This is a genomic window from Persicimonas caeni, assembly GCF_006517175.1.
GTDB classification, from domain to species: domain Bacteria; phylum Myxococcota_A; class Bradymonadia; order Bradymonadales; family Bradymonadaceae; genus Persicimonas; species Persicimonas caeni.
Genome location: NZ_CP041186.1, coordinates 5969152 through 5988707 on the forward strand (window position 1 = coordinate 5969152; position 19556 = coordinate 5988707).

The 19556-nt window shown below is 63.8% G+C and carries 16 protein-coding genes; 10 read left to right on the forward strand and 6 right to left on the reverse strand.

Annotated features, from left to right (window positions below; translation table 11 throughout):
* Positions 1-10: 10 nt before the first annotated feature.
* The 3 genes from FIV42_RS22065 to FIV42_RS22075 all read right to left on the reverse strand — a co-directional run bounded on the left by FIV42_RS22065 (position 11) and on the right by FIV42_RS22075 (position 4771).
* A complete protein-coding gene (locus FIV42_RS22065) occupies positions 11-2134 on the reverse strand; it encodes a PilZ domain-containing protein (protein ID WP_141199793.1) in 2124 nt (707 codons plus the stop codon).
* Positions 2135-2226: 92 nt separating this feature from the next.
* A complete protein-coding gene (locus tag FIV42_RS22070; RefSeq protein WP_141199794.1) occupies positions 2227-3558 on the reverse strand; it encodes a hypothetical protein in 1332 nt (443 codons plus the stop codon).
* Between the two features lie 19 nt (positions 3559-3577).
* Positions 3578-4771: a type IV pilus twitching motility protein PilT gene (locus FIV42_RS22075; protein ID WP_141199795.1), complete on the reverse strand. Its 1194-nt coding sequence runs from the start codon at positions 4769-4771 to the stop codon at positions 3578-3580.
* 320 nt (positions 4772-5091) lie between these two features.
* Here FIV42_RS22075 and FIV42_RS22080 point away from each other — a divergent pair, with 320 nt between their 5' ends.
* Positions 5092-5958, forward strand: a complete 867-nt coding sequence (locus tag FIV42_RS22080) for a hypothetical protein (RefSeq protein ID WP_141199796.1) — start codon at positions 5092-5094, stop codon at positions 5956-5958.
* 167 nt (positions 5959-6125) lie between these two features.
* Here the strand turns inward: FIV42_RS22080 and recA are convergent, their stop codons facing one another.
* From recA to FIV42_RS22095, 3 genes are all read right to left on the reverse strand, one after another.
* A complete protein-coding gene (gene recA / locus FIV42_RS22085; protein ID WP_141199797.1) occupies positions 6126-7163 on the reverse strand; it encodes a recombinase RecA in 1038 nt (345 codons plus the stop codon).
* Positions 7164-7518: 355 nt separating this feature from the next.
* Positions 7519-8097: an RNA 2',3'-cyclic phosphodiesterase gene (thpR, locus tag FIV42_RS22090; protein WP_141199798.1), complete on the reverse strand. Its 579-nt coding sequence runs from the start codon at positions 8095-8097 to the stop codon at positions 7519-7521.
* Positions 8098-8121: 24 nt separating this feature from the next.
* Positions 8122-9423: a CinA family nicotinamide mononucleotide deamidase-related protein gene (locus FIV42_RS22095; protein ID WP_141199799.1), complete on the reverse strand. Its 1302-nt coding sequence runs from the start codon at positions 9421-9423 to the stop codon at positions 8122-8124.
* A 125-nt stretch (positions 9424-9548) separates the two neighbouring features.
* On the opposite strand from FIV42_RS22095, the gene FIV42_RS22100 reads away from it, so the two are divergent.
* From FIV42_RS22100 to FIV42_RS22140, 9 genes are all read left to right on the forward strand, one after another.
* Positions 9549-11837: a serine/threonine-protein kinase gene (locus tag FIV42_RS22100; protein ID WP_141199800.1), complete on the forward strand. Its 2289-nt coding sequence runs from the start codon at positions 9549-9551 to the stop codon at positions 11835-11837.
* Positions 11838-11970: 133 nt separating this feature from the next.
* Positions 11971-14109: a L,D-transpeptidase family protein gene (locus FIV42_RS22105; RefSeq protein WP_141199801.1), complete on the forward strand. Its 2139-nt coding sequence runs from the start codon at positions 11971-11973 to the stop codon at positions 14107-14109.
* 224 nt (positions 14110-14333) lie between these two features.
* Positions 14334-14777, forward strand: coding sequence for a hypothetical protein (locus FIV42_RS22110; protein WP_141199802.1), 444 nt, complete (start codon positions 14334-14336; stop codon positions 14775-14777).
* An 11-nt stretch (positions 14778-14788) separates the two neighbouring features.
* Positions 14789-15568 (forward strand): secretion protein, encoded by a 780-nt coding sequence (locus tag FIV42_RS22115; RefSeq protein ID WP_168210856.1) that lies wholly within the window; start codon positions 14789-14791, stop codon positions 15566-15568.
* The gene (locus FIV42_RS22120; protein ID WP_141199804.1) at positions 15565-16506 is read left to right on the forward strand and encodes a hypothetical protein; all 942 of its coding nucleotides are present in this window, start codon (positions 15565-15567) and stop codon (positions 16504-16506) included. The genes FIV42_RS22115 and FIV42_RS22120 overlap by 4 nt, the downstream gene beginning before the upstream one ends.
* On the forward strand, positions 16499-17182 hold the full coding sequence (locus FIV42_RS22125) for a FliH/SctL family protein (RefSeq protein ID WP_141199805.1): 684 nt from the start codon (positions 16499-16501) through the stop codon (positions 17180-17182). Before FIV42_RS22120 ends, FIV42_RS22125 begins: the two co-directional genes overlap by 8 nt.
* 3 nt (positions 17183-17185) lie before the next feature.
* Entirely contained in the window at positions 17186-18508 is a 1323-nt protein-coding gene (gene sctN, locus FIV42_RS22130) for a type III secretion system ATPase SctN (RefSeq protein ID WP_141199806.1), read from the forward strand.
* Between the two features lie 113 nt (positions 18509-18621).
* The gene (locus tag FIV42_RS22135; protein ID WP_141199807.1) at positions 18622-19110 is read left to right on the forward strand and encodes a flagellar export protein FliJ; all 489 of its coding nucleotides are present in this window, start codon (positions 18622-18624) and stop codon (positions 19108-19110) included.
* On the forward strand, positions 19107-19517 hold the full coding sequence (locus tag FIV42_RS22140; protein WP_141199808.1) for a hypothetical protein: 411 nt from the start codon (positions 19107-19109) through the stop codon (positions 19515-19517). The genes FIV42_RS22135 and FIV42_RS22140 overlap by 4 nt, the downstream gene beginning before the upstream one ends.
* Positions 19518-19556: the final 39 nt, after the last annotated feature.

Here is a 19556-nt window from a genome sequence, read left to right on the forward strand (position 1 = left end):
AACTAGCCGTTCAGTCTTTGCCGAACAGCTTCGAGATGAAGCCGCCCTTTTTCTTCTTCTTGTCGGCGTTGTCGTTGATGTCGAACACCGGGTCGTTCTTCGGAGGGGGCGGCAGGTCGTCCCCGCCGAGCAGCTCGTCGAGGATGTCGCCCTGGTCGTCCTTCTTCTCGGTCTCGCGTTTGGCGTCGATGTCCTGCTGCGCCTTGGCGAGGAGCGCCTCGAGGCTCTCGTCGTCCTCGTCCTCTTCTACCTCCTCGGCAGCCGGAGGCTCGGGGGTCTTGCCGGCGGCGGAGCCGAGGGTGAGGCCGTGATCGTCTTCGGCGTTGCTGTCGAGGGAGCCCAGGGCGTTCATCAAATCGGCTGAGGGGGCCGAGCTCTCCTCGCCGAGGCTCTGGGGCGCCGTGGGCGCAGGAGCCGGTTCGGCGGCGGGCTCCTCCTCGTCGAACTCTTCTGAGTCGAGTTCTTCGTCATCGAGTTCGATAGCCTCTTCGTCGAGTTCGAGCTCCTCCTCGTCGAGTTCGAGTTCTTCGTCGTCGAGTTCGAGTTCGAGCTCTTCGTCGTCGAGTTCGAATTCTTCGTCGTCGAGCTCGATAGCCTCTTCGTCTTCCTCGACTTGCTCGTCATCGAGTTCGATGGCTTCGTCGAGATCGAAGGTCTCCTCGACGGGCTCGTCGTCGACAGGCTCCTCGTCGGCTTCGACGGCGGGCTCCTCTTCGAGCTCGAAGAGCTCATCGCCGAACGTCTCGTCGTCGAACTCGATGGCGTCTTCGTCGACTTGTGGCTCTGCCTCTTCTTCGGCGTCGTCCTCCTCGAACTCCTCGGCCAGCTCGACGGCACTTTCGTCTTCCTCGTCTTCCTCGCTGACCTCGTCGGCCAGCTCGAACTCTTCGTCGAGGTCGAAGGTCGCCTCGACGGCCTCGTCGGCATCTTCGGCAACCTCTTCGGCCTCCGATGCCTCGTCGACCGGCATGCCGCCGTCGTTGATGCTGTCGCCGATCAGGCTGTCGTCGGCTTCACCGCCGCCAAAGAAGTCATCGTCTCCGCCGGCGTCGCCGCCGCCAAAGAAGTCATCATCTCCACCGGCGTCGCCGCCGCCGAAGAAATCACCGCCTCCATCGTCGCCGCCGCCGAAGAGTCCTCCGCCGGAGTCATCGCCGCCACCGCCGCCGAAGATGCCGTCGAACATCTGGTCGACGTCGTCTTCGTCGCCGCCAAAGTCGAAGTCGGCAAAGTCGGCCATCTCGTCGTCGGAGACGTCGTCGAAGGCCATGATCTGCAGGCCGGCCTCGGTACGTCCCAACTCTTTGGGGCCGGCAGCCGCCTCATCGGGCTGCGGCTCCGGCTCAGACTCCTCGGCCGCGGGCTCCTCCGGCTCGCTGAAGACGTCGCTGCCCGATGCGGCGAACGCGGCCTCTTCGGGCTCGGCTTCCGCGGGGGCCGACTCTTCTTCGTATGCAGGTTCTTCGTCTGCAGCTTCTTGGGGGGCGGCCTCTTGGGCAGGCGCCGGCTCGAAAGGCTCGTCTTCGGCGCCGTCATCGGCCGGGAGGAACATGCCGGCGAGGGCGTCTTCCTCCTCTTCTTCTTCCGGCTCGTGTGCGTCTGCCGGCGGCTCCAGATCTTCGTCCTCCACCTCGAATTCGGTGGTGTTCTGGCGCTCCGCATCGCGAGTCTGCGCGTCCGACGCGTTGGGCACCTCCTGCTCGACGTACTCGTCTTCGGGCGCAGGGTGGGGCCGGGTCTCGGACAACGCGGGTTCGGAAGGCTCGGCCAACTCCTCGGAGTCGGGGGCGAGCGTCTCGCCGGTGAGCTGCTGCTTGCGCGCGACGATCCGGTCGACGACCTGCTTGGTCTCGCGGTGCAGCCGGTTGAACTTGACCAGCATGCCCACCGGCGAGTTGTCGTCGCTGTCGGCGCCCTGAATCTGGCGCACGATCCCCTCGCCGAGCATGGCGGTGGTGCCGTCCTTGAGCAGAAACTGGAAACGGATGGTGGTTCCCACCGGCTTGAGCTTGGAGGGCGCCATGGGAATGAACATGCCGCCGGTCGACACAAACCGGGAGTAACCGTCGATAAACTCGTCGAGCGTCTCGTAGCGAAGGCGCGCGCGAATCGCTGAGAAATTCGGGTCAGTCACAGAAGAGTTCCTCGAATTTCGAATCTATAATTCGTGTGGAAGTACAATGCTTTAGGTGCTGAGTGCGCGCCGCCACCTCGGGGCGCGTTCTCTCAGTACTGGTAGAATAGGCCACCGGTGAACCCCTGTACAAGCTCGAACGCGTTGGCGTCGACAAAGTCTGCTTCGCCGGTGCCCGTAAACACCGTGCGCTGCAGGCCGAACTTGTAGCCAAACGCAAATGCGATGTCCTCGGTGGCCTGGAACAGGCCCCCGATGTCGCCGCCGAAGCCATAGGTATGAGAGGTCTCGCCAAACAGGGTGGCGCCGGTGCCGTACACGCCGAAGGGCATGATCTTGGCCCCGGCGCGGATCATGAACTTATCGGAGAATGCCGGTCGCGTCACGCGGGAGCTGAGCACCAGCGAGGTGTGGCTGACCGACGGGAGCGCGGGGTTCTCGGCGACGGCGAAGCTGTTGTAGCGCACGCCGATGCCCAGGTTGAGCTTGGCTTCGTTCGAGTCTTTGAGCGCCAGCGCGTCGCCGAGCTGGTAGAGCACGCCGCCCTCGACGTCGATGTGGGTGATGGGCGCGGCCGACTGGCCGCCCTGATCGTCGGGCACCTGGGCGGAGTCGAAGCCGTGGGTGTACTCGCCGTAAAAGCCCACCGAAGCCATGTCCGGGTTGGACTTGCCCAGCGGGAAGGCCTCGAGCTCGAGGCTGAAGCCGGGGTAGAACGCGGAGGTGTACGACAGGACCGCCTCGTTGAAGCCGGCCACGTGCAGGTCGCGTCGAAGCCCGTTGCCCTTCACACCCACGAGCAGCCAATCCTTGCTGAACTTCTCTTTGGCGGCCGCTTTGCTCTGGGCCGCCTGCTTTTTGACCGCGTTGGGGTCGTCCGACGGCTCTTCGTCGAGCTGGGCGACCTGCGCCGTCTGCTGCTGTTGCTGCTGCGCCTGCATGCTCTCCTGGGCCTTCTTGGCCAGGAAGTCCTCGAACTCACGTTGGACCATGCGCGCCCCGGCGGCCGACAACCCGTTCGGGGTGCGGTCGATAGGGAAGGTGTGCACGTGGCTGCCGGTCTCGGGGCCGACCACGCGCCCTTCGTAGGCGGTGTCCGACTTGGCCGTCAGGTACAGGATGTAGTCGATCTCGGCGCCCTTCATCAGCCACTTGATGTCGTCGGGGCGCTTCATGATCCCTTTGGCCTGGAAGCCGCGGCCTTGGATCTGCTTGAGGAACCAGTCTTGGCGCTCGATCTTGACGTTATCGAGCGCCTTGATGCCGTTGGCCAGCATCTCCGAGCCGCCGCCGGGCACGTCGAGCACCACGACCTTGACGGTCCCCGTCTGCGCCGTTGCCGGGCGAGGGACGAGGCCGATGAGTCCCAGGCACATCACGGCCAGGGCGACAAGCAAGCTATAGCGAGAGTAGGTTTGTTTCATCGTCAGCTACTACTGGGGGTTAAAAACGTTCGATGTCGAACTCATCAAGGTCGAAGTCGTCGCCGCCGCCGCCGCCCGTCGAGCCGCCCGAGGGGCCCTCGAAGTTGGCCCAACCGGCGTCGTCGCTCGTCGAGCCGACGCCGCTGACGCGCAGGGCGAAGTCGTCGGGGTTGGTCGACTGGGCCAGCGCCTCCTCGTAGGTGATGAGGCCGTTTTGCAACAGCTTCATCAGCGACTGGTCGAAGGTCTGCATGCCGTAGTTGTCGACGCCCTTGCTGATCATCTCGGTGATGGCGCGCGCGGTGGCGTGCTCGAGGATCATCTCCTGGATGCGCGCCGTGGCGATCATGATCTCGACGGCGGGCACGCGGCCCTTGCCGTCGGCGCGCGGGATGAGGCGCTGGGCGATGACGCCCTTGAAGAGGTTGGCGAACTGGTAGCGCGCCTGGTCGCGTTGGTGCGGCGGGAAGGCGGTGACCACGCGGCTGACCGCCTCGGCGGCGTCGATGGTGTGCAGGGTGCCCAACACCAGGTGGCCGGTCTCGGCGGCGGTCAGCGCGATCTCGATAGTCTCCACGTCGCGCATCTCGCCGACCATGATGACGTCGGGATCTTGGCGCAGCGCCGCGCGCACGGCGCGGTTGAAGTTACTGGTGTCGTTGCCGACCTCGCGCTGGTTGATGATGCTCTTCTTGTCGCGGATCAGATACTCGATCGGATCCTCGATGGTGATGATGTGGTCGGTGCGCGTGCGGTTGATGTAGTCGACGATACTGGCCAGCGTGGTCGACTTACCGCTGCCGGTCGCGCCGGTCACCAAGATCAGCCCGCGGCGCTCCTCAGCGATGGTCTTGACCACCTCGGGGAGCATCAGCTCGTCGGGGGTGAGCACCTTGAAAGGGATGACGCGAAAGACCAGGCCAATGGAGCCGCGCTGCTGGAAGACGTTGACACGAAAACGCCCCACGCCGGGCACGCCGTGGGACATGTCGAGGTCGAGCGTCTTTTCGAACTCCTCTTTTTGATGCTGCGTCATGATATTCGCAGCCATCTTGCCGATGTCTTCGGGGCTCAGGCGTTTGGCGTCACGTAGCGGCACCAGCGCGCCATCGACGCGAAAAATCGGGGGGAGGCCCGCCTTGATGTGGATGTCGCTGGCGTTTCCCTTCACGGCGATCTGCAGGATTTTGTTCAGATCGTATTCTTGAGGCATGGTCCCTCTCGAGCGTGTCGCCTGAGCCGACAGCCTTGCGGGCAAAACACGTAGGTGGCGATGACTTGCCGCTGCGTGACCCTCCGCAATGCTCCAATGCGGCGCAATTGTTGTGAGAACCGTTGTATAACACCGGCGAGATTACCACCTCGCAACCACGTTGTCACGGAATCTCATGAGGGTGTTGAGGCCTCGCGCGCGCAGCCGGACCGAGGCTGCGAAACGTCTCACAGATGTTACTTTGTGGCGCGGCGGTTGGCCTTGTAGGTTTTGGGTAACGTAGTCGTAGGATTCAGCCGTTGTTCGCTCCCGGAGTTCATATGCACAGCCGTTATCCCTCACTGCCTTCCACCAAGCTCGTCGTCACCGCGCTGCTCGTCAGCGGCCTGTTGTTCACAGGGTGTGACAAGGGCTCCGATGCCGAGCCCGCTGAAGAGACGCCCGCAGGCGCCGAGAAAGCCGAGGCTGAAAAGCCTGAAGCTCCGAAAGTCGACCTTCCCGAAACACGTGAGCTCAACCCCTACGAGATGGACGCGTCCGAGCCTGTGACGGCCAAAAACCTCCACGACGAAGTCGCCGCGTGGAAGGAGGCGTGGAAGGGCAAAGAGGTGTCGATCATTGTGTGGACCCGCAACGGGTTATCGCCCAAGAACCCGATGAAGTTCAGCACCAGAGAGAAGCCGGGCTTGATTCGGTTCCAGGCGACCATGCCCGACGAGGAACGACCCAAGTTGGGGAAGGCAGGGGTGAAGACGGGCTACGCCGTCCTCAAGGGAAAGGTGAAGCTGCCCAGCCTCGGTCAAAAACTGACCTTCGAGGACGCCGTCGCCGTCGGCCCCTACGAAAAGGAGGAGGTTCCGACGGGCCAGAAGCTGGACCCCAATGAACTCGACGCCAACACTCCGGTCAATCCGCTGGATGTGGAAGCGGCGATCGATGCTTGGAAAGGTGTGAAGGTCCATCTCGAGGACCAGGCGGACATCCCCGGCGCAGGCAATATCGTCTCCTTTCCGAAGCCGGGAACGGAGAAGGAGAAATTCGTGGAGGCCAGGATCGCCGGTGGCGTGCCGAAGGGCCTGCCCGACGAAGCGGTGAAGACGCTCGAGTGCGAGGTCGACGGCATGAAGCAGGGCAGCTTCGACCCGGCGCCCTACCTCAAGTTGTCGAAGTGTAGCTTCGTCGACTGAACGGCCCCACGCCCCACAAACACAAAAACGGCGGCTCCATCCTGTCTCGAAGACAAAGTCTCGAGGGCAAGACGGAGCCGCCGTTCGGTTCAAGGCGCTACTTCTGGGTCGTGACTAGAACTTAGTCCGGCGAGCGCACGCCGAAGAGGTAGAGTTGGCCAGGGGCCTCACTCGTCCTCCTCTTCCTCGTCGATCTGGATGCCGGGGACGCCGAGGTGCTCGCGCACCTTGTTCTCGATCTCGTCCATGATCTCGGGGTTCTCGCGCAGGAACTCTTTGGCGTTCTCGCGGCCCTGGCCGAGGCGGATATCGTCGCCGTAGCTGTACCACGAGCCGGCCTTGTCGATGACGTTGAGCTCGCTGCCCAGGTCGACGAGGTCGCCTTCGAGGCTGATGCCCTCGCCGTACATGATGTCGAACTCGGCCTCCCGGAAGGGCGGGGCGACCTTGTTCTTGACGACCTTGACGCGGGTGCGGTTACCGGTGACGTCCTTGCCGTCTTTGATGGCGCCGATACGACGGATGTCGAGGCGCACCGAGCAGTAGAACTTCAGCGCGTTACCACCCGAGGTGGTCTCCGGGCTGCCGAACATGACGCCGATCTTGTGGCGGATCTGGTTGATGAAGATCACGCAGGTGCGCGACTTGTTGATGGAGCCGGTCAGCTTACGCAGCGCCTGGCTCATGAGGCGAGCCTGCAGACCGACGTGGCTGTCGCCCATCTCGCCTTCGATCTCGGCGCGCGGGGTGAGCGCGGCGACCGAGTCGATGACCAGGATGTCGATGGCGTTCGAGCGCACGAGCATGTCGACGATCTCGAGAGCCTGCTCACCGGTGTCGGGCTGGCTGACCAGAAGCTCGTCGATGTCGACGCCGAGCGCCTTGGCGTACTGGACGTCGAGCGCGTGCTCGGCGTCGACGAAGGCAGCCACGCCGCCCTGCTTTTGGGCGCTGGCGATGGCGTGCAGCGTCAGAGTCGTCTTACCGGACGATTCCGGGCCGTAAATCTCGACCACGCGACCGCGCGGCAGGCCGCCGACGCCCAGTGCGGCGTCGAGCGAGATCGATCCGGTCGGGATCGGGTTCTCGACCTCGGCGATCTGGTCGTCGTCGCCCAGACGCATGATCGAGCCTTTACCAAACTGCTTCTCGATGGCGCTGACGGTCATGTCGAGCGCTTTTTCTTTATCCTTCGACTTTGCCATTTGGCTCTCTCCTGTAGGAAAACTCGCGTCCTCTCGAACCGCGAGGAATTGTCACTGAACACACGTATAGTATTGCCGTTCTGGGGCGTCAAGTAGCGAAGATGTATCGCTGCAGGATGTTGATCGTATGGCGACCGACTTCAGCTGCAGCGTGCTACGGGCCCCTCATATACGGTTATCGGCAGAACGGGTCGATTCGTTGCGTGCTTTTTGGTGAACGTTAGGAAATTCAATTGGTTGCGCTGTTGTGCATTTGTGGTTGTTGACGTCAAGATCCCGAGGCAAGCCTCGGGGCTGCACGGGCGCCCCTGGACAACGGGGCGAGCTCCGCGGGCAGCAAGCAGCCGCTCCGCGATCAAGCTCCGAGCGCGAAGCGGTCGATGACCGTATACGTCGGGCCTTCGGAGCTGAGCTTCGATTCGTATAGGATGACGTCCTTTATGTAGCTCTTGCCGAAACTTCGGTCGTCGATTTGATCGGCGAACTCGGTGAAGTCGGGCTTACTGCGCGATTTGACCCGTCCGAGCGTGACGTGCGGGCGAAACTTGCGATCCTCCTTCTCGAAGCCGAGCTCTTCGAGGTCACGCTCGAGGGCTTGCTGCAGGAGCGAGAGCACCTCGGCGCTCTGTTGGTCGAAGCCCGACCAGATCACGCGCGGCTTTTTGGGGCTCGGGAAAAAGCCGATGCCCTTGGCCTCGACCTCGAACGGGAAGAGCGGCTTGACCAGCTCGGAGAGCGTCTCGCGGAGCATGGGGACCAGCGCGTCTTCGGTGTCGCCCAAGAACTTCATCGTCAGGTGGATATTCTCGGGGTTCGTCCAGCGCACCCGCACGTCGTCGTGGTCGGCGAGCAACTCTTGGAGCTCCTCTTGGAAGACGGCGAGTTGCTCGACGACGGGAATGGCCAGGTCGAGCGCGATAAATAGGCGTCTCATAGTTGGTCTCGAGTGATCTCGATATCAGTCTTCGATGCGAATGCCCATCGGCGCCCAGACCTCGTCGTCCGAAAAGGGCCCGTCGACGCGGTGTTCGTCGAGGCGTCCTTCGAGCTCCCAGAGCAGCAGGCTCAAGACGGTGTAGACCGACGCGGTCAGCACGCGGTCGCGCCCGCGATTGGAGAAGGCGACGTGTCGATGCCACACGCCGTCGGGCGTGGCCAGCGCAAAGTGCACGGTGCCCACCGGCTTGTCGGGCGTACCGCCGGTCGGCCCGGCGATGCCGCTGGTGGCGACCGCGTAGGTCGCGCCGGCCGCAGCGCGGGCGCCGGCGGCCATCTGGCAGACCGTTTGGGGGCTGACCGCGCCGAATGACTCCAGAATCTCGGGCTTCACGCCCAGCATGTCCGTCTTTGCGTCGTTAGCATAAGTGAGAAACCCGCGTTCGAACCAGCCCGATGAACCCGAAATCTCGGTCAGCTTGGCGGCGACACGCCCGGCGGTGCACGACTCGGCGGTCGTGACCGTCGCTTCGTGGTCCAGGAGGGCCTGGCCGAGGCGCTCGGCAAACGTCTCGTCTCCCTGCGCGACGAGCCAGGGCCCGACGCGCTCGAGCACGTGGTCGCGCATTCTGTCGAGCGATGCTTCGTCTATGGCCTTCAGGTTTACCTCGATGACCGGGTACTCGGCGCGGTAACTGACGCGCGCGCCGACCTCTTTGGCCAGCTCTTCGATGCCGTCGAGCTTCGACTCGAGCTGACTCTCGCCCAACCCGTAAAACGCCAGACGCTCACGATGGCGCCGCCCCTCGTGCTGCCCAATTTTCGGAAGGATATAAGTCTCCACGAACCATCGGAATTCCGGCGGCACGCCCGGGAAGAAGAGGGCGCGACAGCCATTCTTTTCGACCGCGAATCCGGCCGCAGTGCCCACGCGGGTCTGGAGGATGTCTGCGCCCTGCGGGAACATGCATTGGCGCCGGTTATTGGGGGTGAACGGATAACCTCGCTCGGCGAAGCGACGCTCGAGCGTTTCCAGAATCTGCTCGTCGAGTTCGAGCTCTGCGCCCACCCATTTGGCCGCCGCGTCGCGGGTGATGTCGTCGGCGGTCGGGCCGAGGCCGCCGCTGACCACGATGAGATCGGAGTCACGCGAGGCTTGCTCGAGGGCGGCGACGATGAGGTCGAGGTCGTCTCCCACGATGCGCACCGACTCCAGGTCGCTGCCATGCTCGGCGGCTCGGGCGCCCAGCCAGGCGGCATTTTTGTCGGCGATACGCCCGTCGAGCAGTTCGTCGCCGATGCACAATGCGGAGAGTTTGGTCATGTCGCGCTCGTTTGGTTGCGTTGCGTTTGCTGGCCGCAACTTAAAGATTTTTCCAAAGCTGGTAAACTCCAGTACGATAGCTTGCACGAAACGACGCGTAGCGCACTGATTGCTGGGATTGCTTCATGGCGAACACCTTCGGAAAGTACCAACTGATCGAGAAGATCGGTGAAGGAGGCATGGCGGAGGTCTACCTCGCCAAGCAGATGGGAGACTTGGCGGGCTTCGAAAAGCGAGTCGCCCTCAAGACGATCTACCCACACCTGACCGAACGTGAAGATCTGGTGGTGATGTTCCTCGACGAGGCGCGCATTGCCGCGCAGCTCAACCACCCGAACATCGTGCAGATCTACGACCTGGGCAAGGTCGACGACACGCTCTACATCGCCATGGAGTATATCCACGGCCAGGACCTGCGTCGGATCTGCGAGAAGGGCATCGACGAGGACAATTTCCTGCCGCGTGAGTTCGCCGCGCGCATCATCGCCGACGCCGCCGCCGGCTTGCACTACGCGCACACGAGCACCGACGAGCAGGGCCGCCCGCGCAATATCGTCCATCGGGACGTCTCGCCGCAGAATATCTTGGTGAGCATGGAGGGGCAGGTCAAAATGGTCGACTTCGGCGTCGCCAAGGCCGAAGACCGGCTCGGCCACACCCAGGCCGGCCAGCGCAAGGGCAAGCTGTCGTACATGAGCCCCGAGCAGCTCGAGTCGAAGAACGTCGACGCGCGAAGCGACGTCTACACCCTGGGCATCGTGCTGTACGAGACGACGGTGGGAAAGCGACTGTTCCGCGGGCGCAGCGACTTCGAGACGATGAACCTGGTGGCCAACGCCAAGGTGACGCCGCCCTCGGAGGTGCGCCCCGATTTTCCGGCCGAACTCGAGGCGATCATCCTCAAGGCGCTGCAAAAGGAGCGCGAAGATCGCTACCAGTCGGCGCAAGAGCTGCAGATGGCGCTCGAGGATTGGCTGCATGCGCAGGACCGACGGGTGGGGCGCGTCGAACTCGGCGAGTATATGCGCGGGCTTTTTTCGGAGGGGGTGGGTGTCAGTGCGGTCGACGCGCCTGCAGAAGATGTAGGTGTGCCGACGAGCCCGATGAATGATGTTGGGGAGGTGGGGGCCGAGGGCGGTCACGGTCACGGAGCCGGTCACGGTAACGGAGCCGGTCACGGTCACGGTCGCGGTGTTGGTGGTCCGCCGCCTTCGCGGCGGCCTGCTCCGCAACCTCAGCCCGATCCTGCGGCGGATGCGCAGGCGGACGGCGGGTGGGAGGTCGACGAGAACGAGTTCGGCGATTACGGCGACTTTTCGAACAAGAAGACCAAGCTCTATGCCGGGTTGGGCGCGTTGGCGGCAGTCGCGACCATCGCGATTGTCGCTTGGGCAATGCTCAACACCGAGAAGGATCTGGCGACGGACGAGGAGAAGGCGTACGCGGCGGCCATGGAGAAGATGGGCGACGCCGGTGTCGAAGTGCCCGACCCGCCCGCGATGGTCGGCGTCGACCTTGCGACCGAGCCTGCCGGGGCGGCCGTGGTCGTCAACGGCCTGCTGGCCGAGGCGAAGACCCCCGGCACCTTCGATCTCGTCGCCGATCGGCCCAACGAGGTGGTCTTCTACCATCCGCAGTATCCGCCCAAACGTATCGTGGTCGGCGGTGACGCGGACGAGGCGCCCGAGAAGGTCGTCTTCGAGCCGTACGACAAGGAGCCGAAGACCGGCACGCTCACCATTCACAGCGATCCCGGGGCGGGCATCGTCTACATCAACGGCGAGCGTCTGGGCGCCGCGCCGCAGACGGTGGAGGATCTGCCGGCCGGCATCGATCACCACGTCGAGGTGCGAAAGAGCGGCCACTGGAGCTTTGCGGGATTCTTCGGGGTGGTGCCCGGCGAGAACAACGCGTTTCAGGTGAAGCTCGCGCCCGAAGACTCGGCCGGTCGAAAGCAGTACGTCGAGGTCACCTACGACGCCATTCCCCGGGATACCGCGGTGACCATCGACGGGGAGCTGAAGGGAGGATCACGGGTGGCGGTCAACCAGATACGCAACCAACATGTGCACGTGGAGCTGGCCAAACCGAACCACCGCACCCAGGACCGCTACTTGCTGTTGCGTGACGTAGGCACCTTTACCTACCGCACGTTTCTCGAGCCGATCAGCCGCGAGAAGGGTACGCTGACGGTGAGCGTGGAGCCCGAAGGCTCGACGATTTATATCGGCTCGAACTCCTACGATTCCAACCCCGTCAAGGGGCTCGACCTCCTCGAGGGCAAGCACACGGTGGTCTTCGAGTTGCCCGACGGCAGCCGCCGGGAGACGAAGGTCGAAGTCTACCCCAAGATGAAGAACGTCTACGAACTCACGGCCACCGATGGAGGCGTGGACGTAAAACGTGTAGACTAAAGTGACTAGTCACTGCTACAGAACGCGTTTACGTTTGGAGCAAGCATAAATCTATTGCAATCGGGGGCTGTGAGAGGCGGACGCGCTGGGAGGCGAACGTTCTTGCGGTCAATTCGAGGGGACACCAATACCCATGGAACGGGAAACCACACCAAAGAGGGCACGCTGGGGCGGGGCCGTCGTCGGCCCGCGTCTAATCGCGGCGCTCGCATCGATTTTGCTCGTGGCGGGGGCGACGAGTTGTTCGGGTTCTTCACAACAGCAGACGGTCGACCCGGCCGAGCAGGCCGAGCGCAACCACAACGAAGACGTGGTCGACGCGTTGGCCAACCGGCTGCCCGAGATGTTGCGGCAGGTCGCCAAGCACCGTGCCAGTCAGTTGACGATCGACGGCATCTTGGCGGCGCCTCAGGCGCACCTGGAGGAGATCGAGCTGCGCCGGCACGACTATCTGCGGGCGCTCTACGCCCAGAATGGCCACGAACCGGTGTGGGTCGACGTCGACGGAACCGACGCCCAGCTGCGACCTTCGGCGCGTCAACTTCTCGAGGTGTTGCGCCAGGGCGCTGAGGCGCACGGATTGTGGCGTGACGAGTTGCACTTGGACCATCTCGAGATGGTCGATCTCGGCGCCGGCCAACGTATCGACGGCCGGGTCTTCGAGGGCGTGCAGCTCGACGCCGTCGACCGGCAGGCGATTGTGCAGTGGCTCGGGGAGCAGCAAAAGTCCTACGACCCGCAAGAGGATTTGCGCGAGCTCACCGCCGAGCTCATCTCCACCGGAGGCCCTCTCGACCGACTCGGCCAGCCGATGGAGGAGCAGGTCACCCGTCTTCGCGACGTGTCCGAAACCACCAGCCGCATCGACGTGCTCTTCTCGGATGCGCTTGTGCACTATGCGATGCGCCTGCGCTTCGACAACAAGGCGTGGCAGCGTGGCCATGCGTGGCCCGAGCGGCTGCAGAAGCCGAGCGAAGAAGCCCAGAAGAAGGACGAAAAAGAGGCCGAAAGTGACAAAGAGCCGAAGCTGACCGGAGAGGCGCTCGTCGAGGCGAGGCGCAAGTATCTGGTCATGCAGAGCCTCGGCCCGGTCTTCAAGGACTCCTCGCAGGTGGCGACCACGCTCGCCGAGCTGCCGCCGCCTTTCGAGCCGTACCGTCGGCTCACCCGCGCCTTCAAGCGCTATGCCGATATCGTCGAGGCCGGCGGTTGGCCGCTGATCCCGCAAGAGGCCGAGGGGTTGAAGCGAGGTGCGTCGAGCGAGCATATCCCCACCGTCAAGGAACGCCTTCGCATCGAGGGCTACTACGATGGTGACGACTCCAAGACTTTCACCAACGAGCTTCGCCGTGCGCTCTTGACCTACCAGCGCACTCACCAGTTGTGGGAAAACGGATGGCTGACGCCGCAGACGATGCGCAGCCTCAACGACACCGCCACCGAGCGCTGGAATCAGATTCGACTGACCCTCGAGCGTTGGCGTGAGTCGCGCGTCGGCCCCGACACGCACTACGTGCACGTCAATATCCCCGACTTTCACGCGTCGGTTTGGCGAAACGGCGAGCGTGACATGTACTTCAAGATCGTCGTCGGCTCGACCTCCAAGGAGCGCACCGACGACGGCGAGCTCATCTACAAGCATGCCACCCCGCGCTTTAGTGACCGGCTCGATTATATCGTCTTCAATCCGTACTGGAACGTGCCCGAGAGCATCCGCGAAAAGGAACTCGAGCCCAAGTTCGAGGAGAAGCCCGAGTACTTCGAGGAGAAGCACTACGAATATTTCACCGACCGCAACGGTCACCGCTTCCTGCGCCAGAAGCCCGGGCCGCACAATGCGCTGGGGAAGGTGAAATTTCTCTTCCCGAACCGCTACAACGTCTACATGCACGACACCCCGGACAAGCACCTGTTCAAGCACCCCTTTCGGGCCTACTCCCACGGTTGTGTGCGTATCCAAGACCCGATGAAGTTCGCCCACTATCTGCTCGATCTCGACGGGCGCTGGAAAGACGAGAAGCGCCAAGAGAAGCTCGACGAGTGGTACGCCAAAGAAGGGGAGACCTGGGTCAACCTGCGCCACGAGTTGCCCGTGCATATCGAGTATTTCGTGGTGCGCGTCGACGATAATGGGCACGCCAACTTCCTCGCCGACCTCTACAGGCTCGATCGGCCGCGGATGAAGAAGATTGCGGCGAAGGTCGAGGCGTTACAGAGCGAGGAGCCCGAAGGTGCGGAGAGCGTGGAGAGCGCAGAAGCGAGTCAACACTGAAGCGTCCCAGGTGTCCCCTCGAGAGCCTGATTTGCCAAAACAGAGAACCGAGATCGCGCAAAAGATTTTTGTGTCCTGCAACTGACTGATTTTGCGTGGGAAAGTCTCGGTTCGGTCTGTCCTTCCGAAAAAAAGTTTCCAAAAATACGCAACGATTCGCCCCCTTTTGCCGAAAACAGTTATGAGGGCCATGCATAACTGTGTCTTCGAGCAATGGGAGCGAGATGACGGATCCAATCAGCGGAAAAATCGCCTCACAGATGGCCGAGCAGGCCAGCGGGGTGGGTGAGCAATCGGCGTCGGTGTCGCAGGGCGACTCGAGCCAGAAGACGTCGTTCAAGGACGTCATGGCGAACGTGCAGAGCCAGCAGGTCGACGAGGCGAAGGCGGCCGATAACGTCGATGCCATCGAAGGGGTCGAGGGAGCAAGTGAGTCCGAAGGGCCGGCCGAGACCCGCCTTCAGGACTTCTTGGACGGGCTTCGCACCGACGAGACCAGGCTCGAGAAGATGATGGAAGGCAGCTTGTCGGGCGCGGACATGTCCAACCAGGAGCTTCTGGAGATGCAGTCGCTCATCTACGCCTACTCGCAGAAGGTAGAGTTGGCGTCGAAGGCGGTGTCGAATGCTGCCAGCGGCATGAAACAAATCATGAACACTCAGGTTTAGTGGGGGCACCGGTGAAAGTGAATCGATGGATAGGGAGCCTCGCGTTGTGCTTGCTGCTCGTGGGCGCTGGTTGCACGGAGCCGATTTATCACGGGCTCGGCGAGAAGGAGGCCAATGAGATGGTCGTGGTGCTCGAGCAGCACGGACTCGAAGCCGGCAAGGAGCGCGATCCGGCGGCCGACAACGCTTGGAAGGTGACCGTGCCGAGCGCGGTCAAGGTCGAGGCGTGGCGTGTGCTGCAAACCGAAGGGCTGCCGAGGCCGGAGGTCTCGGGATTCGACGCGTTCTACCCGAGCGGCGGCATGGTGCCGACGGCGAGCGAGGAGCGTGTGTTGCTGCAGTACTCGACGGCCCAGGAGCTTCGAAAGAGTCTGTTGGCGGTCGACACCGTGGTCGACGCGCAGGTGAACTTGGTGCTTCCCGAAAAGCCGCGTGTGCAACTCGAGACGACGGTCGTCGAGCCGCCGCGAGCGAGCGTGCTCATCAAGTACCGCTCGGACTCCAAAAAACCACCTCTCGGCCAGGAGAAAGTGCGCAGCTTGGTCGCCGGCGGTGTCGAGGGGCTCGACGCAAAGAACGTCGACGTGATTTTCACCCGCGCAGCGAGAAGCGCACAGCCGTTGGTCGAGCCGGCGTTTGCGACGGTGGGACCGGTCAGCGTGGCCGAGAAGAGCAAGGGCGTGTTCCAGCTTCTGGTGGTGGCCATGGCGCTATGCATCGTGATGCTCACCGGTGGCGTAGTCTTCCTCATTTTCCGAATGCGTCGGAAGGCGAATGAGGTGGCGGGATGACCCAAGAACTCGAATTTCGGCCGGGGCTGACTAGCTCTGAGGCGGCCATTGCGTGGGCTTATGCGCGCTTCGGCGGAGAGGTCGACGCCTGCGACGTTCTCGACGGCGATGCGGCCAAGCCCGTGCGTGAGGTGGTAAAGCGAGTGCTCGAAGCGCCTGTGGACGAGCGCGCACGCATCGTGGAGACGTGGCGGCGGCAGGACCGGCGCTGGGACAGCCTCGACGAGTTGGCCAAGCGACTCGACGACGCCGACATCGACGATTGGGCTGCAGGCCTTGGCCCTCGCTGGAAGAACGCGCTGATGCGCCAGCTGGGCCGCGTCCGCGGCAAGCCGTGTCCGTGGCACGACAACAGCGTACGCACGCGCCGGGCGATTGTGTGGCTAACGCTGGGGCCCCTTCGCGATGCGGTCAAAGGAGGGCGGGCCGAGTTGATTGCTCGGAGTGGCTTCGACCTCGAGCACCTTGTCCAGATGGCGAGGGGCGAGCGTGAGGCTTGGATCCGCCAGTTGGGCGTCTTTCAACTCGTCGAACTCACACGAGAGCAAGACCGGCGAAGCCTCGCGAGGCTTCGCCGGGCGCTTCGCGAGGAGGATCGAGCGTGGTTCGACGCCTGTTCGAGGTACGAGCGCGATATCGACCGCATCGAGCGCGGGCACCTGCGTGAGTTCTTTTTGGCGATTAGCCGCCAAGAGCCCGATCTCACCGCTCGTCTTCTGCACCTCGGGCTCTACACGATTGCAGCCTCTTCGGGCGAGCGCTTCGCGCCGAAGCTACGGAGCGTCGCCTCGCGGCTGCCGTCGACCTTCGAGACGCTCCTACTGCACTACCACCGCGGTCAACAACGCACCGCAGCGCCGACACTCGCGCCGACCATGCGTGGCTCGATCACACTCTTCGTCGAGCGACGCGCCGAATACGGAGGGATCAATGACTGAGGACGTAGCACAGCAAGAAACGAGCAGCGAGGCGAGCGCACCCGAGCCGATGCGCGTGATCCGCGCACCGGAAGCGATACGTCAGGATATCCGGCCGCTCTTTGCGAGCCCGTCGGTTCGGCTGGTTCGCTCGCGGGTGATCGAGTCGTTGGAGGATGTCGACGAGGCGCTCGACAGGGCGAAAGCCGTCGCCGACGCCACAGTCGAGCAGGCCAAACGCGACGCGCGGGAGCTTCGCGAGGAGGCGCGTGAGCAGGGCAGGGCGGAGGGCATGGACGAAGTCCTCGCGCAACTCGCGAAGGCTAGACGCGAGTACGAAGAGCTTCTGGCCGGCGCCGAGCAGGACATGCTCGACATGGCTTTTCGGCTCGCCCGGCGCATCATCGGCGAGGCGATCGAGGTGGAGCCCGAACGGGTCCGCCAGATGGTCGCGAACGTGCTCGGCCATGCGCGCGGAAAGCGCGAGATCGTCGTGCAGGTTGCGCCCGCCGATTTGGAGGTGCTCGAGGCGAGCAGCGGCGAGTTTTCGAGCCAAGTCGACGGCGTGCGCGTCTACTTCGAGGCTGAGCCGGCGCTCGAGCGTGGAAGCTGCGTCATTCAGACCGAGACGGGCCACATCGACGGGCGCATCGAAACGCAACTCGAGACGCTCAAACGCGCGCTGCAGGGAGGCTGAGACATGGCAGGGAAGAACTCGATTCTGGGCAGTTACCTCGACAAGCTCGACCAGGTCGACACCGTACAGGTGCGCGGTCGCGTACGTCAGGTCACCGGTCTCGTGGTGCGCGCCTCGGTGCCGCAGGCGCGGGTCGGCGAAGTCGTCGAGATCGCATGCCGTGGCGGCCAGAAGCTGCGCGCCGAGGTCGTGGGCTTCGAGGGCGAGGACGTCGTCTTGATGCCGCTTGGCGGCGTGGAGGGCCTCGGGCCCAAATCCGAAGTCGAGCCGCTCGGGCGTCCGATGTCGATTCAGTGCGGCGAAGGCTTGCTCGGGCGCGTGCTCGACGGGCTCGGCCGACCCATTGACGGCAAGGGCGCGCTGTACGGCCCCGGCTTCGAAGAGTGGTCGATCATGCGCGAGCCGCCCAACCCCCTGGCCAGAAAGCGCATCACCGATCCTCTCGAGATGGGCATTCGCGCCATCGACGGCCTGCTGACGGTCGGCCAGGGCCAGCGCGTCGGACTGTTTGCCGGATCCGGCGTCGGTAAGTCGACGCTGATGGGCCAGATCGCCAAGGGCTGCGCGGCCGACGTCATCGTCATGTGCCTCATCGGCGAGCGTGGCCGCGAGGTGCGCGATTTCCTCGAAGAGGTCCTGGGCGAGGAGGGCCTGGCGCGATCGGTGGTCGTCTGCGCCACCAGCGACCGGCCCAGCCTGGTGCGCCTCAAGTCGGCGTTCGTGGCCACGGCCATCGCCGAGTGGTTCCGCGACCAGGGAAAGAGCGTGATGCTGATGATGGACTCGGTTACTCGTTTTGCCCGCGCCCAGCGCGAGGTCGGTCTGGCCGCAGGCGAGCCCCCCGCCCGACAAGGCTATCCGCCCAGCGTCTTCAGCATGCTGCCGAGGCTGCTGGAGCGCGCCGGCAACAACGACAAGGGCTCGATCACCGCGCTCTACACGGTGCTCGTCGCCGGCGGCGACATGGAAGAGCCCATCGCCGACGAAGTCCGCGGCATCCTCGACGGCCACATCCTGCTGGCCCGCAAGCTCGCCAGCCGAAACCACTGGCCGGCCATCGATGTGTTGCCGTCGCTGTCTCGCGTCATGAACGCCGTCGCCAGCAAGGAGCACACCCGTGCGGCCGGCGAGTTTCGCGAGGTCCTCTCGACCTACGAGGAAAAGCGCGACCTCATCGCGCTCGGCGCGTACCAGTACGGCACGGACCCGGACGTCGATTATGCCATCGACCTGATCGAGGAACTCGAGGCGATCTTGAAGCAGGGGTTGGAGGAGCGCACGCCGATGGAGGAGACCGTCGAGATGATGCTCGACATCTTCGGCTAGGCCTCTAGCGGAGCGGCTGCTTGCTGCCTGCGGAGCTCGCCCCGTTGTTTGGGGCGCCGGTGCAGCCCTGGGTCTCGACCCGGGGGTTGGCGGACAATAAACGACAGATTGCCATGACGAACGAATACAAACTCCAAGCTCTTCTCAAATTGCGCAGCCAGGAGCAGGAGAACGCCGAAGACGAGTACGCCCGCGAGGTCCAGGAGCTTCGCCGCCGCGAAGAGTTCGTGGCCACGAAGCGCGCCGAGCTCGCCGAGGCCGAGCAGTCGCGCCGGCGGGCGTGCGAGCAGCACGACGAGCGCATGGCACGCGATGGCGGCACGTTGTCGCAGATTCGCGCATTCGACGCCTACCTCGCCGGGCTCAAAGCCGACGAGGCGCGACTCGCCGAGAGCATCGCGCGGGCGGAGAAGTCGGTCGCGCAGCAGAAACGCGACGTGCAGAAGGCGAAACAAGCGCTCATTGAGGCGACCAAGGAGCTCAAGGCCGTCGAGAAGCATCGCGAGAAGTGGGAGACCGAGCAGGCCGCGAAGGACCAACGCAAACGCTCGGCGGCGATGGATGAGATTGCCGCAAGGCGATGGATGGAGAGGAACAAATGAGCAAGATTGGAGCGCAGACATCCGGACTCAACGCCCAGACCCCGTGGGACGACCAGGCTGCGAGCGAGGTGCGCGAGCTTCGCCGCGCGATCACCGACGGGATGTCCCAGGAGAAGATCTCCAACGACGTCGCGCCGATGATGGCCGAGCTCCTCGCTCGCCTCGACACGTTCGTCGCCGGTGAGCCGCGAAGCGAGCTCGCCCCGCCCCCGCCGCCCAACGTCGCCGAGCCGCCCACTCTTCACGAGGCCGCCGCGGCGTTGAGCCGCGCGGGCGGCAAGATTCGCCAAATGGCCCAGGGCGCGGGCGACCCGGCCACGCAGGCCTCCCTGAACAACATGATCAAGGTGCTCGACGAGCACCTAGCGATGCGCCAAGAGGTGCTGATGCGGGCGGAGATGCCTTAGGGCCTGTATGAAAATTAATCAGCTCGCCCTCGCTCGGGC

What these genes read in the sequence shown, in the direction of transcription:
- FIV42_RS22070 (WP_141199794.1), bottom strand. Translation starts at nt 3,558, where the DNA reads ATGAAACAAACCTACTCTCGCTATAGCTTGCTTGTCGCCCTGGCCGTG.
- FIV42_RS22075 (WP_141199795.1), bottom strand. Translation starts at nt 4,771, where the DNA reads ATGCCTCAAGAATACGATCTGAACAAAATCCTGCAGATCGCCGTGAAG.
- FIV42_RS22080 (WP_141199796.1), top strand. Translation starts at nt 5,092, where the DNA reads ATGCACAGCCGTTATCCCTCACTGCCTTCCACCAAGCTCGTCGTCACC.
- recA (WP_141199797.1), bottom strand. Translation starts at nt 7,163, where the DNA reads ATGGCAAAGTCGAAGGATAAAGAAAAAGCGCTCGACATGACCGTCAGC.
- thpR (WP_141199798.1), bottom strand. Translation starts at nt 8,097, where the DNA reads ATGAGACGCCTATTTATCGCGCTCGACCTGGCCATTCCCGTCGTCGAG.
- FIV42_RS22095 (WP_141199799.1), bottom strand. Translation starts at nt 9,423, where the DNA reads ATGACCAAACTCTCCGCATTGTGCATCGGCGACGAACTGCTCGACGGG.
- FIV42_RS22100 (WP_141199800.1), top strand. Translation starts at nt 9,549, where the DNA reads ATGGCGAACACCTTCGGAAAGTACCAACTGATCGAGAAGATCGGTGAA.
- FIV42_RS22105 (WP_141199801.1), top strand. Translation starts at nt 11,971, where the DNA reads ATGGAACGGGAAACCACACCAAAGAGGGCACGCTGGGGCGGGGCCGTC.
- FIV42_RS22110 (WP_141199802.1), top strand. Translation starts at nt 14,334, where the DNA reads ATGACGGATCCAATCAGCGGAAAAATCGCCTCACAGATGGCCGAGCAG.
- FIV42_RS22120 (WP_141199804.1), top strand. Translation starts at nt 15,565, where the DNA reads ATGACCCAAGAACTCGAATTTCGGCCGGGGCTGACTAGCTCTGAGGCG.
- FIV42_RS22125 (WP_141199805.1), top strand. Translation starts at nt 16,499, where the DNA reads ATGACTGAGGACGTAGCACAGCAAGAAACGAGCAGCGAGGCGAGCGCA.
- sctN (WP_141199806.1), top strand. Translation starts at nt 17,186, where the DNA reads ATGGCAGGGAAGAACTCGATTCTGGGCAGTTACCTCGACAAGCTCGAC.
- FIV42_RS22135 (WP_141199807.1), top strand. Translation starts at nt 18,622, where the DNA reads ATGACGAACGAATACAAACTCCAAGCTCTTCTCAAATTGCGCAGCCAG.
- FIV42_RS22140 (WP_141199808.1), top strand. Translation starts at nt 19,107, where the DNA reads ATGAGCAAGATTGGAGCGCAGACATCCGGACTCAACGCCCAGACCCCG.